12 protein-coding genes are annotated in these 12,904 nt (G+C 62.9%); 6 read left to right on the top strand and 6 right to left on the bottom strand.

All coding sequences use genetic code 11. From position 1 onward, the window contains the following. Window positions 1-55: 55 nt before the first annotated feature. Entirely contained in the window at window positions 56-961 is a 906-nt protein-coding gene (gene mca, locus ACZ881_RS13280; protein WP_364308292.1) for a mycothiol conjugate amidase Mca, read from the bottom strand. A 75-nt stretch (window positions 962-1,036) separates the two neighbouring features. Here mca and ACZ881_RS13285 point away from each other — a divergent pair, with 75 nt between their 5' ends. Both ACZ881_RS13285 and greA read left to right on the top strand, forming a co-directional pair. After that, complete coding sequence (locus ACZ881_RS13285) at window positions 1,037-1,495, top strand: DUF4307 domain-containing protein (protein WP_091466113.1); 459 nt, start codon at window positions 1,037-1,039, stop codon at window positions 1,493-1,495. Window positions 1,496-1,647: 152 nt separating this feature from the next. After that, window positions 1,648-2,142, top strand: coding sequence for a transcription elongation factor GreA (gene greA / locus ACZ881_RS13290; protein ID WP_026542824.1), 495 nt, complete (start codon window positions 1,648-1,650; stop codon window positions 2,140-2,142). Window positions 2,143-2,272: 130 nt separating this feature from the next. Here the strand turns inward: greA and ACZ881_RS13295 are convergent, their stop codons facing one another. The 4 genes from ACZ881_RS13295 to ACZ881_RS13310 all read right to left on the bottom strand — a co-directional run bounded on the left by ACZ881_RS13295 (window position 2,273) and on the right by ACZ881_RS13310 (window position 6,500). Next, window positions 2,273-2,890 carry a rhomboid family intramembrane serine protease gene (locus tag ACZ881_RS13295; protein WP_476116113.1) on the bottom strand — a complete coding sequence of 206 codons (618 nt, stop codon included), beginning with the start codon at window positions 2,888-2,890 and terminating at the stop codon, window positions 2,273-2,275. Between the two features lie 26 nt (window positions 2,891-2,916). Continuing rightward, complete coding sequence (gene ilvA, locus ACZ881_RS13300; protein WP_091466109.1) at window positions 2,917-4,155, bottom strand: threonine ammonia-lyase; 1,239 nt, start codon at window positions 4,153-4,155, stop codon at window positions 2,917-2,919. Window positions 4,156-4,158: 3 nt separating this feature from the next. Further along, window positions 4,159-5,439, bottom strand: a complete 1,281-nt coding sequence (locus ACZ881_RS13305; RefSeq protein ID WP_364308288.1) for an AI-2E family transporter — start codon at window positions 5,437-5,439, stop codon at window positions 4,159-4,161. 92 nt (window positions 5,440-5,531) lie between these two features. Then, window positions 5,532-6,500: an aldose 1-epimerase family protein gene (locus tag ACZ881_RS13310; RefSeq protein WP_476116115.1), complete on the bottom strand. Its 969-nt coding sequence runs from the start codon at window positions 6,498-6,500 to the stop codon at window positions 5,532-5,534. 80 nt (window positions 6,501-6,580) lie between these two features. Between ACZ881_RS13310 and galT the strand changes: the two genes are divergently transcribed. From galT to ACZ881_RS13325, 3 genes are all read left to right on the top strand, one after another. Then, window positions 6,581-7,729 carry a galactose-1-phosphate uridylyltransferase gene (gene galT / locus ACZ881_RS13315; protein ID WP_476116117.1) on the top strand — a complete coding sequence of 383 codons (1,149 nt, stop codon included), beginning with the start codon at window positions 6,581-6,583 and terminating at the stop codon, window positions 7,727-7,729. After that, window positions 7,726-8,886 (top strand): galactokinase, encoded by a 1,161-nt coding sequence (gene galK / locus ACZ881_RS13320; protein ID WP_476116119.1) that lies wholly within the window; start codon window positions 7,726-7,728, stop codon window positions 8,884-8,886. The genes galT and galK overlap by 4 nt, the downstream gene beginning before the upstream one ends. Before the next feature lie 62 nt (window positions 8,887-8,948). Continuing rightward, the gene (locus ACZ881_RS13325) at window positions 8,949-10,187 is read left to right on the top strand and encodes an acetyl-CoA C-acetyltransferase (protein ID WP_476116121.1); all 1,239 of its coding nucleotides are present in this window, start codon (window positions 8,949-8,951) and stop codon (window positions 10,185-10,187) included. A gap of 59 nt (window positions 10,188-10,246) precedes the next feature. On the opposite strand, the gene ACZ881_RS13330 is transcribed toward ACZ881_RS13325, so the two are convergent. Next, window positions 10,247-11,158, bottom strand: coding sequence for a Bax inhibitor-1/YccA family protein (locus tag ACZ881_RS13330; RefSeq protein WP_476116123.1), 912 nt, complete (start codon window positions 11,156-11,158; stop codon window positions 10,247-10,249). Window positions 11,159-11,500: 342 nt separating this feature from the next. On the opposite strand from ACZ881_RS13330, the gene ACZ881_RS13335 reads away from it, so the two are divergent. Next, window positions 11,501-12,898 (top strand): branched-chain amino acid ABC transporter permease, encoded by a 1,398-nt coding sequence (locus ACZ881_RS13335; RefSeq protein ID WP_091466096.1) that lies wholly within the window; start codon window positions 11,501-11,503, stop codon window positions 12,896-12,898. Window positions 12,899-12,904 lie beyond the last annotated feature (6 nt).

Genomic DNA, 12,904 nt, shown 5'->3' on the forward strand with positions numbered 1-12,904 from the left:
GGAAACCGGCCGGCCACACGGTAATTTCTACGAGCGATAGAAACTACCGGCATTCCTATCTTATCCCCGCGAAGAGGTCCTTCTCCGGCAGCTCGGAAGGGACCCTGGACTTGATCAGGGTGTAGTCCTCCCACGGCCAGGCGGTCCTTTGCAGGTCCGGCGATACCGCGAAGAAGAAGCCGAGAGGATCGATCTGGGTCCGGTGAGCCCGCAGGGCGTCATCCCTGGCCTCGAAGAAGTCACCACAATCGACTTGCGTGGTGGTTTGGTGCCCCGCCACCGGCGCAGTGTGACCTTCCGCGTCAGCTTCCAGCCATGCCGCAAGCCGCTCGGCATACGGGGACTGCAGCCCCGCTTCTTCCAAGGCGAAGTGCAGCGCACGGAATCGTTCAGGGCTGAAGGCGCGGTCGTAGTAGAGCTTGCTGGGCGCCCATGGCTCGCCCATGCCGGGATAGCGCTCGGGATCGCCTGCGGCTTCAAAAGCTTCCACCGCAACCTTGTGGGCCATGATGTGGTCCGGGTGCGGATAGCCACCGTTTTCGTCGTAGCTAAGAATGACGTGGGGCTTGAAATTACGGACCAGCCGGACCAAGGGCGCCGTGGCGCGTTCCAACGGCTGCAGGGCGAAGCAACCCGGAGGCAAGGGCGGAAGCGGATCGCCTTCGGGTAGGCCCGAATCCACAAAACCGAGCCAGCGCTGCTGGATACCCAGGACCGCTGCCGCGTTGGCCATCTCAAGGCGCCTTGCGCCAGCCATGTCACGTTTGGGATGGGGAGCGTCCTCCAGGGCGGGGTTCTGGATGTCACCGCGCGAACCGTCCGTGCAGGTGGCAACCATGACGTCCACTCCCGCCGCGGCGTACATCGCCATGGTTGCTGCGCCCTTGCTGGACTCATCATCCGGATGGGCGTGGACGGCGAGCAGACGCAGCTGCTGCTCGGAACTGCTGGACGCTGTCACGTGACGGCTCCTCTTTCATGGATCATGCTTTTGTGGGCGGTGATGGGGCGCCGGGATCGGCACTAAACTGGATGGGTGACTTCAGAGGACCTATCGGCCACCCAAGTACCGGCAAGCACCAGCCTAGCCAATCGTTACGGCGGTCAAAAGCGCGCCATGACCCGCAAAACCAAGCGGAACATTGTCATCGCCGCCTTGGTCCTCGGAATCGGGTTCGCCGCCTATGTAGCAACTGGCTCAGCCCAGGCCCCGGTCACCTTCAAGGACATCGGTTACAGCACCGTGGACGACACCCAGGCTGAGGTGGACTACCAGGTCACGAAATACCCCGGAGCTACCGCCAAATGCGCCATCAAAGCCCTGGATTCCAAGTTCGCAGTGGTCGGCTGGAAAGTGGTGGAGATCGGGCCCAACGATCCCCAGGACGATCCCGACGGTGGCAGCACCACCATGCAGCGGACTGTCCTGAGGACCGAGTCACCGGCAGTCTCCGGAATCGTGGACAACTGCTGGATCGTGGACAGCGGGAAATAGCCATCATGTGACCCACGACTCAACCGGTTTGGGTTCGTCCAGAGGATTTACTACAATGGATGAAACCTTCACCCCGTTAAGTTGGTTACTGAGATTCACGAGTGGCCAACTCGGCGGGGTCTTTTGCATTGTCAGATCTAGAGGAGAAATCCGTGTCTACCACCAATAGCGCCACTGCGGCTTGGCTTACCCAGGAAGCTTTCGACCGCTTGCAGGCTGAGCTGGACCACCTTTCCGGCGCTGGCCGGGCGGAAATCGTCCAGAAGATCGAAGCTGCACGCCAGGAAGGCGACCTCAAGGAAAACGGCGGTTACCACGCCGCCAAGGAGGAGCAGGGCAAGATCGAGGCCCGCATCCGCCAGCTCACCGCCCTCCTGCGCGATGCCCAGGTGGGCGAAGCCCCCGCCGACGACGGAATCGTCGAACCCGGCATGCTGGTTGTTGCCCGCATCGCCGGCGACGAAGAGACGTTTCTGCTGGGCTCCCGCGAAATCGCCGGAGACTCCGACCTTGACGTCTTCAGCGAAAAGTCCCCCTTGGGTGCCGCAATCATCGGCCACAAGGAAGGCGACAGCCTGAGCTACGTCGCCCCCAACGGCAAGGAAATCCCGGTGGAGATCGTTTCCGCCAAGCCCTACGTCGCTTAAGCAGCGGCTAAAACGGCCTGAAATACACGACGCCGGCCCACCCCTTCGCGGGGTGGGCCGGCGTTTTCGTGTGTGTACCCAACTAGGTAACAACAAACGTCCTACTGAGCCCTCAGTGCAACGTTTGCTGTTACCTAGTTGGGTTGGAGGGGGTGAGCTTGGCCTTGGGACGGAGCAGGATGGCCGCTACGACGCCCCCCACGGCCCCGCCGAGGTGCGCCTGCCAGGAGATGTAGCCCAACACCGTGGGTAGAACGCCGAAGAGGATGCTGCCGTAGGCCATGAACAGGACCACCGAGAGCAGGATCTGCCACCAGCTGCGGTTGAAGAATCCCCGCACCAACAGGAAGGCAAAGAAGCCGAACACCAGGCCGGAAGCTCCGACTGTTACTCCTCCCCCGCCAATGAGCCACACCGCAAGTCCCGATCCGAGCCAACTGAAGGCCAACGCTGTGATGAACACCCGGATTCCGGACAGGAACACCAGGAAACCGAAGATGATCAACGGCAGCGTGTTGGACAGCAGATGGTTCAGGTTCGCGTGCAGCAACGGAAACGTCAGGATGTCCAGCACACCGTCCATGGAACGGGGTCGCAAGCCAAAGGTTGGATTGAGCCCGTGGCGCATCAAGGTGTTGAGGATCTCGATGACGTAGAGCAGAATAACGAATCCGCCCATGAAGAGCAGCCCGCCCTTCGCCCGACCAGCGAGCGACTCTCTAGCCGCTTCCTTTGAGCCCTCAGGCATTCCAAGCACCACGGGCGCCCCTCCTGTCAGTGCACCACGATTGGCTGGAAACCTTCGGCCCTGAGCGCGCCGAGAACCTGCTCGCCGTGCTCGTGGCCCTTGGTTTCCAGGTTGATAGTGATGGAGACGTCGCCCATGCTGATGGAACCACCCAAGCGGGTGTGGTCCAGACCGGTGACGTTGGCATCGTTTTCAGCGATGATGCGGGCGATGGTGGCCAATGAACCCGGGCGGTCGTCCAGCATCATCCGAACCGTCATGAAGCGGCCAGCGGCGGAAAGACCGCGCTGGATGACTTTGAGCATCAGCATGGGATCGATGTTGCCTCCGGAAAGCACGACGGCGGTGTTCCCCGGGTTTTCGATCTTGCCGTCCATGAGCGCGGCTACTCCGACTGCCCCGGCAGGCTCAACAACCATCTTGGCGCGCTCGAGCAGGAAGATCAGTGCCCGCGCGAGGGAGTCCTCGCTCACGGTCACGACGTCGTCCACAAGCTCGCGGATGATGCTGAAGGGAAGCTGCCCGGGACGTCCCACCGCGATGCCGTCAGCCATGGTGGTGACCTTCTTCAGCGGCACTAATGCATCGGCAGCCAAAGATGGCGGGTAGGCGGCGGCGTTTTCTGCCTGCACGCCAATGACCCTGATCTCACGGCCGAGCTCCTTGGCCCTGGCCTTGATCGCGACAGCCACACCGGCCAACAGCCCGCCGCCGCCAACTCCCATGAGAATGGTGTCCACGTTGGGGATCTGGTCCAGGATTTCAAGCCCGATGGTGCCCTGTCCTGCAACAACGTCCACGTTGTCGAAGGGGTGAACGAAAACCGCGCCTGTTTCGTTGGCGTAACGCTGCGCTTCCGCCAGCGCTTCATCCACGTTGTGGCCGTGCAGTATGACTTCAGCACCGTGGCTACGGGTGGCAGCCAACTTGGGAAGTGCTACGCCGAGGGGCATGTAGATGCGGGCATTGATGCCAAGGCTCTTGGCAGCCACCGCCACACCTTGGGCGTGATTGCCGGCCGAGGCCGCCACCACACCGCGCTTCTTTTCCTCATCCGTCAGCCGGGCCATCCGCACATAGGCGCCGCGGACCTTGAAGGAACCCGCACGTTGCAGGTTCTCACACTTGAAAAAGACGTTGCCGCCCACGAGGCTGCCCAGAGCACGGGACGACTCCACCGGAGTCTTGGTAATAATGCCCTCGAGCAGCTCCTGCGCCTTGAGGACATCGTCCAGCGTGACGGGCAGGGTTTCGAGGGTATTCACTGACTATTCTCCTTTGTTGGTGTCGGCTTGGGGCCCCTCAACAGAGGTGCTCCCCGAAGCCTTGGTCTTGCCGGCGACGCCTTTGCCGAGGCGGGATTCGGGCCTTGGAAGGTGGACCTCCTTGAAGTTGGCGTCGCCTCCTGGCCCCGCCGAAGCGGCTGCCGGCTGGAGCTCCACACCGCCCAATCCTTCATCATGTTCCCACGTCCGGCCCGCAATGTAGCGAACTGCCGTGTTTACTACGGCGAGCAGAGGGACCGCGAACAGCGCCCCGGGGATGCCTGCCAGGTAGGAACCGGCGGCAACCGAGAGGATCACAGCCACCGGGTGGAGTGCCACCGCCTTGCCCATGACCAGCGGCTGCAGGATGTGGCTTTCCAACTGCTGCACCACCAGAACGATCGCCAGCATGATCAGGGCGTTGATGGGCCCGTTGGCAACGAGGGCGAGCAACACAGCGATGGCACCCGTAACCAAGGCACCGACCACCGGGATGAACGAGCCGATGAATACCAGGACAGCCAAGGGAAGAGCCAGCGGAACCTGAATGATGGCAGCGCCAACGCCAATGCCCACAGCATCCACGAACGCTACGAACATTTGGATCCGCACATAGCTGACCATGGACGTCCAGCCTCGACGCCCGGCGCCATCGGTGGCCCTCCGCGCGCTCTTGGGCAGGAGACGAACCATGAAGGCCCAGATCCTGGGCCCCTCCAGCAGGAAGAAAATGAGGATGAACAGAGCCAGAACAAGACCTGCCGCAAAGTGTCCGGCGGTGCTGCCGAAGGACAGTGCACCACTGAGGATGCTGCTGCTGTTGTTCTGGAGCGCATCGGCCCCGTCGGAAATATACTGGTCAATCTGGTCCGCGGTCAGGTGCAGCGGGCCATCGGCCAGCCAGGTTTGGATCTGCTGGATGCCCGCCAGTGCTTCGTGCCATAGCGCACCGAAGCCCGTAACAAGTTGCCTGCCCACCAGCGCCAGGGCACCACCGATCACGCCAATGAAACCAAGCACGGTAATGGCGACTGCTCCCCCGTTGGGAACCTTGCGATTGCGCAGCCAAGCCACAACCGGATGCAGCAGACCGGCCAGCAGCGCGGCAACCATCACCGGGATAATGAGGAAGCTGACCTTGCCCAGCAGCCAGACGAGGGCACCGATCATGAGAAGGATCAAGCCCGCCCGCCAGGACCAGGCTGCAGCAATGCGCACCCCGTAGGGGATGTCTTCGGCAATTTGGCGGTCAGAACGTGTTTTGGCGTCCGGTGTTGGCGTCATGAACCCATAATTCCGTAGCCCGGGCCGTATGGGAAACCGGCTCTCACTTCCGAGACAATCCGAGACATTCCGAGCTCTCCCGGACCAAGGGCCTACAGGGATGCTGTGATTCCCCACCGCATGGTGAACGCCTCGCCAGGTGCCAGCCAGCGAAGGCCATCCCCGCTATTGAACGCGTTGGCCGGGCCGGTCATCGGTTCGATAGCCACTGCTTTGGAGCGGCCAGGGAACGTGTCCGTGACGAAAACGTGGGCGTATTGGCAGCTTTCGTCCTGCTCAAGGCTTACGCTGCGGCCATCCGGTGCGGTGAGCGTGTGGCGCGCCGTCCCGCCGTCGAACGCCAGATCCGTCAGTGCAACATCCACCAACAAGCTGCCCACAGCGGCACCCCCGGAGAAGTCATACCCGCCGTCCGCAGGAGCGGTGCTGCGTGGGATGAGTCGCTCGTCCGCCACCAGCCGGGTGCCTGCATGGACCGTCAGGACCAGGTCCTCGGGGGCGACATCGCCCACGCGCAGATAAGGGTGCGCGCCCAGGACAAAGGGAGCCGTGGCTTGGGAATCGTTGATCAGCGTCTGCGAGACCCGGAGATCCAAGCTCTGATCGAGCTCGTAACGCACCCGATGCCGCACCAGGAACGGGTAGCCGTGTTGCGGGAAGACCGTGGCTTCCAGCGTCACGGAAAACTCGGTTTCGTCCACCAGGGTGTACCCGGTGTTGCGCAACAGGCCGTGGCTGGCGTTGTTGCGTGACGCTTCAGTGATATCGAGTTGTTGCTTTTTTCCTTCCAGGTACCAGACCCCGTCTTCTACGCGGTTGGCCCACGGCGCCAGGGTGATGCCGCTGGCTCCGGGCGGAATTTCGCCGTCTCCATAGCTTTCAGTCAGCTGCACTCCACCCCGGGAGTAGAGCCGCAAACCCGCGGCGAGCTCGGTGATGACGGCGAGCGCGTCGTCCCTGCGGAGCTCGAACTGACGCCCCGTAGCATAGCGGCGGGACTCGGACTGGTGGGGGTTATCGGCAGGCGACGGGGAGGCAGACATGGCAATACCGTACTGCATTAGAGGACGGTTCCCCACCCGGAAATGTTTGCTTTTGTTAGAAACTATGCGTTTTTGGTTGCTTGTGGAATGATGGACGTATGAGCCGCATCACCAGCACCCGCCTCGCAGACAGCCGAGAGCTGATCTACTTCGACGACCCCGGGACTCCGGAACGAACACCGGACTCGCTGGTTGACCACCGCGAGCTTCCAGCCCGCGGTGAGCCGGGTGAGGTCCGCTATGACGCCTTGTCGGGTGACTGGGTGGCCGTGGCTGCCCACCGCCAGACCCGTACGCACCTTCCCCCTGCTGATCAGTGCCCCATCTGCCCCACCACGGCTGCGAACCCCTCCGAAATTCCGGCATCGGATTACGACGTCGTGGTGTTCGAGAACCGCTTCCCGTCGCTGGGCCCGGCCTTGGGCGACATCCCCCCGATTCCTGCCCCGGGGCACTCCGGCCACAACGTCAAGGGAGCGGCATATGGCCGCTGTGAGGTGGTTGCCTTCACGCCACAGCACACCGGCTCCTTTGCCGAACTGGGCGAAACGCGCGCCCGCACGGTCATTGAAGCGTGGGCCCAGCGGACCGAAGCGTTGAGCGCCCTGCCCGGCATCAAGCAGGTGTTTCCTTTCGAGAACCGCGGCGCGGACATCGGGGTCACCCTGCACCACCCTCACGGCCAGATCTACGCCTACCCCTACGTCACTCCCCGCGCCGCCCAGCTCGGTGCGGTGGCACGGAAGTACTACGACGACGTCGACGCGAAGGAAACACTCGGGGCCTCACTCCTCAACGCTGAACGCGAGGACGGCAGCCGCATGGTCCTGGAAGCCAAGCATTTCAGTGCCTACGTACCTTTCGCGGCCCGCTGGCCCCTGGAAGTCCACCTCGTTCCGCACCGCAGCGTCCCCGATCTTGCGGCACTTACAGGGGAAGAACGCGATGAGCTTTCGCAGGTCTACTTGGACCTGCTGAAGCGGCTCGACGCCCTCTACCCCACCCCCATGCCGTACATCTCGGCCTGGCACCAGGCCCCGCTGGACCCGGCTCTTCGCCCTGCGGGCCAGTTGCACCTGCAGCTGACCTCACCTCGCCGCGCTGCCGATAAGCTCAAGTATCTGGCCGGCTCCGAGGCCGCCATGGGAGCCTTCATCAACGACACCACCCCCGAGGCGGTGGCGGAGCGGCTACGCAGCGTCGCCGCATCACCTTCGAACAAAACCCTGGAAGGCACACGAGCATGACCACCACCACCGAGACCGGCGTCCTCGCCGCCCGCTTCCAGGAAACGTTCGGCGCAGCTGCCGACGGCGTGTGGCAGGCACCGGGACGCGTCAACCTGATCGGCGAGCACACGGACTACAACGAGGGCTTTGTGCTCCCCTTCGCCATCGATAAGACGGCAAAGGTGGCACTGCGGGTCCGCGACGACTCAAGGGTGCGTATGCTGTCCACCTTTGGCGGGCACGGCGTGGTGGAAGCTGACCTCGCGGACTCGGAACCCGGATCCGGTGAGGGATGGTCCCGCTACCCGCTCGGCGTCGCCTGGGCGCTCAAGGAACGCGGCATCGAGGTGCCCGGCTTTGACCTCCTGCTTGATTCCGATGTTCCCTCCGGAGCTGGCCTCTCTTCATCACACGCGATTGAGTGCGCCGTCATCTCAGCCCTTAACGAATTGACGGGCGCCGGTTTCGCTGCCGAGGACCTGGTCCTCGCGACACAGCGCGCCGAGAATGTGTTCGTTGGCGCACCCACCGGAATCATGGACCAGTCAGCATCCCTGCGCGGCGCCAAGGGACACGCTGTGTTCCTGGACTGCCGTGACCAGCATGTGGAGTTGGTCCCGTTCGACGCAGAAGCTTCCGGCCTGGTCCTGTTGGTTATCGACACAAAGGTGTCGCACTCGCATGCCGACGGCGGATACGCCTCCCGCCGTGCGTCCTGCGAGTTGGGTGCCGGGATTCTTGGCGTCAAAGCACTGCGCGACGTCGGCGTGGAGCGTTTGGAGGAAGCATCAGGCCTGCTCGACGAAACTACCCTTCGGCGGGTCCGCCACGTGGTCACGGAAAACGATCGGGTCCTCCAGACAGTGGAAGTCCTGGGCACCGAGGGCCCTGCCGCCATCGGAGCCTTACTGGATGCCAGCCACGTTTCGATGCGCGACGATTTTGAGATCTCCTGTCCGGAACTGGATCTTGCAGTGGATACTTCCCGGGCCAACGGCGCGATCGGAGCCCGCATGACGGGCGGTGGTTTTGGCGGTTCCGCCATCGCACTGACCCCGGCTGGCCAGGAGCAACAGGTACGCGACGCCGTCGTGCGTTCCTTCGCGAAGGCGGGCTTCACTGCCCCTGACATCTTCACCGTTACCCCGGCCGCTGGAGCTCTTCGCCTGGCCTGAGGCGTCCGGTTTCTCCTGCGAGCGCCCGGCGTCCCACCTGATGCCGGGCGTAAGCTGGGGCCATGACTGAGGCTGTCATCGTAGCTACTGCAAGAAGCCCTATTGGCCGCGCCTTCAAGGGTTCCCTCAAGGAGGAACGTCCGGATGACCTGGCAACCGCCATGGTGCAGGCCGCCCTCGCGAAGGTTCCGGGCTTCGATCCCGCAGCGGAGGACGGGCGAGGCTTGGACGACATCCTGCTGGGCTGCGCTGAACCCAGTGGCGAGGCCGGATCCAACATGGCACGGGTGGTGGCCGTCCTTGCCGGGCTGGACCGCGTGCCAGCGGCCACTATCAACCGTTTCTGCGCCTCGAGCCTGCAAACCTTGAGGATGGCCTTCCACGCCATCAGATCCGGGGAAGCCCACGCCATTGTCTCCGCGGGAGTGGAGAGTGTGTCCAGGTACCAGAACTGGGCGGGTGCCGGCGAAACGGACTCTTCCAACCACAACCCGCTGTTCGAGGCGGCAGCCCAACGTACGGCCTCCCGCGCGGCGTCCAACATCCCTTGGACCGACCCCCGGCTTGGCGGCCGCCTGCCCGACATCTACATCTCCATGGGCCAGACGGCCGAGAACGTTGCCACCAGCTATGGCATCAGCCGGGCCGAGCAGGACGAGTGGGCCGTCCTCAGCCAGAATCGTGCCGAAGCCGCGATCGACGCAGGGTTTTACGCCCGGGACATCACGCCCTACACACGCAAGGACGGCACCGTCGTGGAGCGGGACGACTCCCCCCGCGCGGGTGTGACCCTCGAAGCTGTATCCGCCCTGCAACCGGTCTTCCGTTCAGAAGGGACCGTCACGGCCGGCAACGCATGCCCGCTCAACGACGGCGCCGCGGCGGTAGTGGTCATGAGTGACTCACGCGCGCGCGAACTGGGCCTGCAGCCTCTCGCGCGGGTCGTTTCAACCGCCGTCAGCGCCCTCTCTCCCGAGCTCATGGGCATGGGGCCCGTGGAATCCACGCGACGGGCCCTCAGGATGGGTGGCCTGACCATGGATGACATTGATCTGGTGGAGCTCAACGAAGCTTTCGCTGTGCAGGTGGTGGCGAGCGCCCGTGAGTTGGGGATTGACCCCGCAAAGCTCAACGTCCATGGTGGGGCCATAGCCCTGGGCCATCCTTTCGGCATGACCGGCGCCCGGATGACAAGCACGCTCCTCAACGGCCTCAAGGAACGAGACGGAACTCTGGGGCTTGCCACCTTGTGCGTCGGTGGCGGTCAAGGGATGGCCATTGTTTTCGAACGATTGAGCTAGCCAGGACGCAAAAATGCCCCCGAAAACTCGGGGGCATTTCGCGTTGGAGCTGTTTGTAGCTAGTCGTCGCCACGCAGGATCGCCAAGAGGCGGATGATTTCGACGTAGAGCCAAACCAGCGTGACCGTCAGGCCGAACGCCGCAACCCAGGAGTAACGCTCCGGGGCGCCTGCGCGGACGCCTTCTTCGATGCTGGTGAAGTCCATGATCAGCGAGAACGCTGCCAGGCCGATGGCCAGGATGCCGATGAAGACACCCAGCGGGATGCCGAAGATCTCGAAGCTTGTGCGGAGGCCGAAGGGCTCCTGCACAGCGCCGGTCCACATCATCACCATGTTGATCAGTGCGAAGACCGCGTAACCAATGGTGGCGATCAGGAAGAAGCGCATCATCTTCGGGGTGGCGCGGACCTTGCCGCTCTTGAAGAGCACCAGGGTGACGCCGAAGACTGCCAGCGTGCCGATGACGGCTTGGAGACCGACGCCGGGGTACATGCCGTCCAGGATGCGGGTGAGGCCACCGAGGAACAGGCCCTCAAGGCCGGCGTAGGCAAGGATCAGCGCCGGTGAAGGCTGCTTCTTGAACGTGTTCACCAGTGCCAGGACGAATCCACCCAGTGCACCAACGATCATGAGCACGGTGGAGAGGGCGGGCGCCACGAAGAGTGTGACGCCGGCACCGATGATGAGAACCACGAGGCAGGCGACAGTCTTCATGATGACGTCGTCATAGGTCATGCGACCGGTGTCGGCCGGGCCAGCAGCGGGCTGGTTGTACATCTGCTGCAGCTGCTCATTGGTCATGTTCTGCTGCTGGGCCGACCATGCTGCATGGCCGTCCATGACCTGGCTCGGTGCACGGCCGGGTGCCTGGTTGAACTGCTGGCCGTACGGGTTCTGCGGTACAGGCGGGGCCTGCTTTGCTCCACGGAAATTCTTTCCGTTGAAGACTGGGTTTCCGCCAAGTGCCATTGCGGGTGTCCTCCTGAAAAAGGGCTAGTGATAGTTCACGGTACCAATTACCACGCGCGCGCGGCAGGGAAAGTTCCCTTGTTCACGGAGACGAAACTCAACCGTGACAAGAAATTGGAAGACTGTCGCCTCGGGAACGTTTAGTAGCACCCTTAAACAACAAAGGTTTACTTAAGGATTTCTACATCACTAGTTGCCTATAGCTTCACAGTTGTTATCCGATCGCGATCTTCGCACCCCCGAACTGGGCATTTATTATCTCCCCCGGACGGTAACATAGGCCACACATGGGTGACTTAGATCACAAACGAGGCAGCTAGGCAAGAACTGTTCACAAGCCCCATGACCGTTCGCACCGGCTGCAAAGGCGCAGCCGGGACCACCCCCACTGTGGAGGTTTCCATTTTGAGAAGCACACTGCGCGACCCGTCCATGAGACGGTCCAAAGGACTGCAGAGAGTTGTGGGGGCGCTGTTCGCAGCCCTCATCACCGCTCTGTTGATCGCCGCCCCCTCGGCACAGGCAACCACCCCCTCGCCTTCGCCGTCACCGACGACTTTCCAGAACAACATCAGCGGGTTCCTCCGCGATGATGCCCGGGCCCCCATACCCGGCGTCAAGATCAAAGCCACGGGCAACGGGTTTGAAGGTGAAGCCACCTCCGGAGCCAACGGAGCCTGGACCATCGGCGTTCCCGTCCAAGGCACCTACACCATTGAGCTGGACACCTCCACCTTGCCGGAGGGCATCGCACTGGCCGAGGGCCAGGACAATCCCCGCGATGTCACGTTCAGCCAGACGTCCAACTTGTCGGTGATCTTTGCCTTCGGCGAGGGCATCGTGGTCCAGCAACAGGACTTTGGCCAAAACCTCCTGAACCGCCTCGTCGCGGGCCTGAGCTTCGGCCTCCTCCTTGCACTCGCCTCGGTTGGCCTCTCCCTGATCTTCGGAACCACCGGCCTGACCAACTTCGCCCACGGTGAGATGGTGACGCTGGGCGCAGTACTGGTGTTTATGTTCAACGCCTTTGGGTTCCCCTTCTGGCTGGCCATCCTGCTTGCCCTGGTAGGCGGCGGTCTCTTCGGCTACGTCCAGGACGCAGGGCTCTGGCGGCCGTTGAGGAAGCGCGGCTCAGGCTTGGTCCCCATGATGATCGTCAGCATCGGTCTCGCGTTGGCCATCCGCTACGTCATCCAGTTCTTCTTCGGCGGTGCAACGCAGCAGCTGCCCGGCGCTCAGAGCGCCGAAATCCAGATCGGCCCTGTTTCGATCTCCCCGAACAACCTGTGGTCCCTGATCATCAGTGCCGTGGTCATCGCCCTGATCGGCATCGTCCTGCTGAAGACCCGTCTCGGCAAGGCAACCCGCGCAGTAGCCGACAATCCCGCGCTGGCAGCCGCCTCCGGCATCGACGTCGACTCCGTTATCCGCATTGTGTGGATCGTCGGCGGCGTCCTCGCCTCCCTCGGTGGCATCCTGTGGGCCTACTACCGACCGGGCGTCACCTTCGACATGGGCTCGCAAATCCTGTTGCTCATCTTCGCCGGTGTGACGCTGGGTGGTTTGGGAACCGTCTTCGGCGCCCTGATCGGCTCAATCGTCGTCGGCATCTTCGTGGAACTGACCACAGTGTTCGGCCTCCCCGCCGACCTTAAGTACGTCGGTGCCCTGTTCATCATGATTGTTGTTCTTCTGTTCCGACCGCAGGGTATCCTCGGCCGGCGTGAGCGTGTGGGTTAGGAGCGG

This window comes from Paenarthrobacter sp. TE3676 (assembly GCF_056279165.1).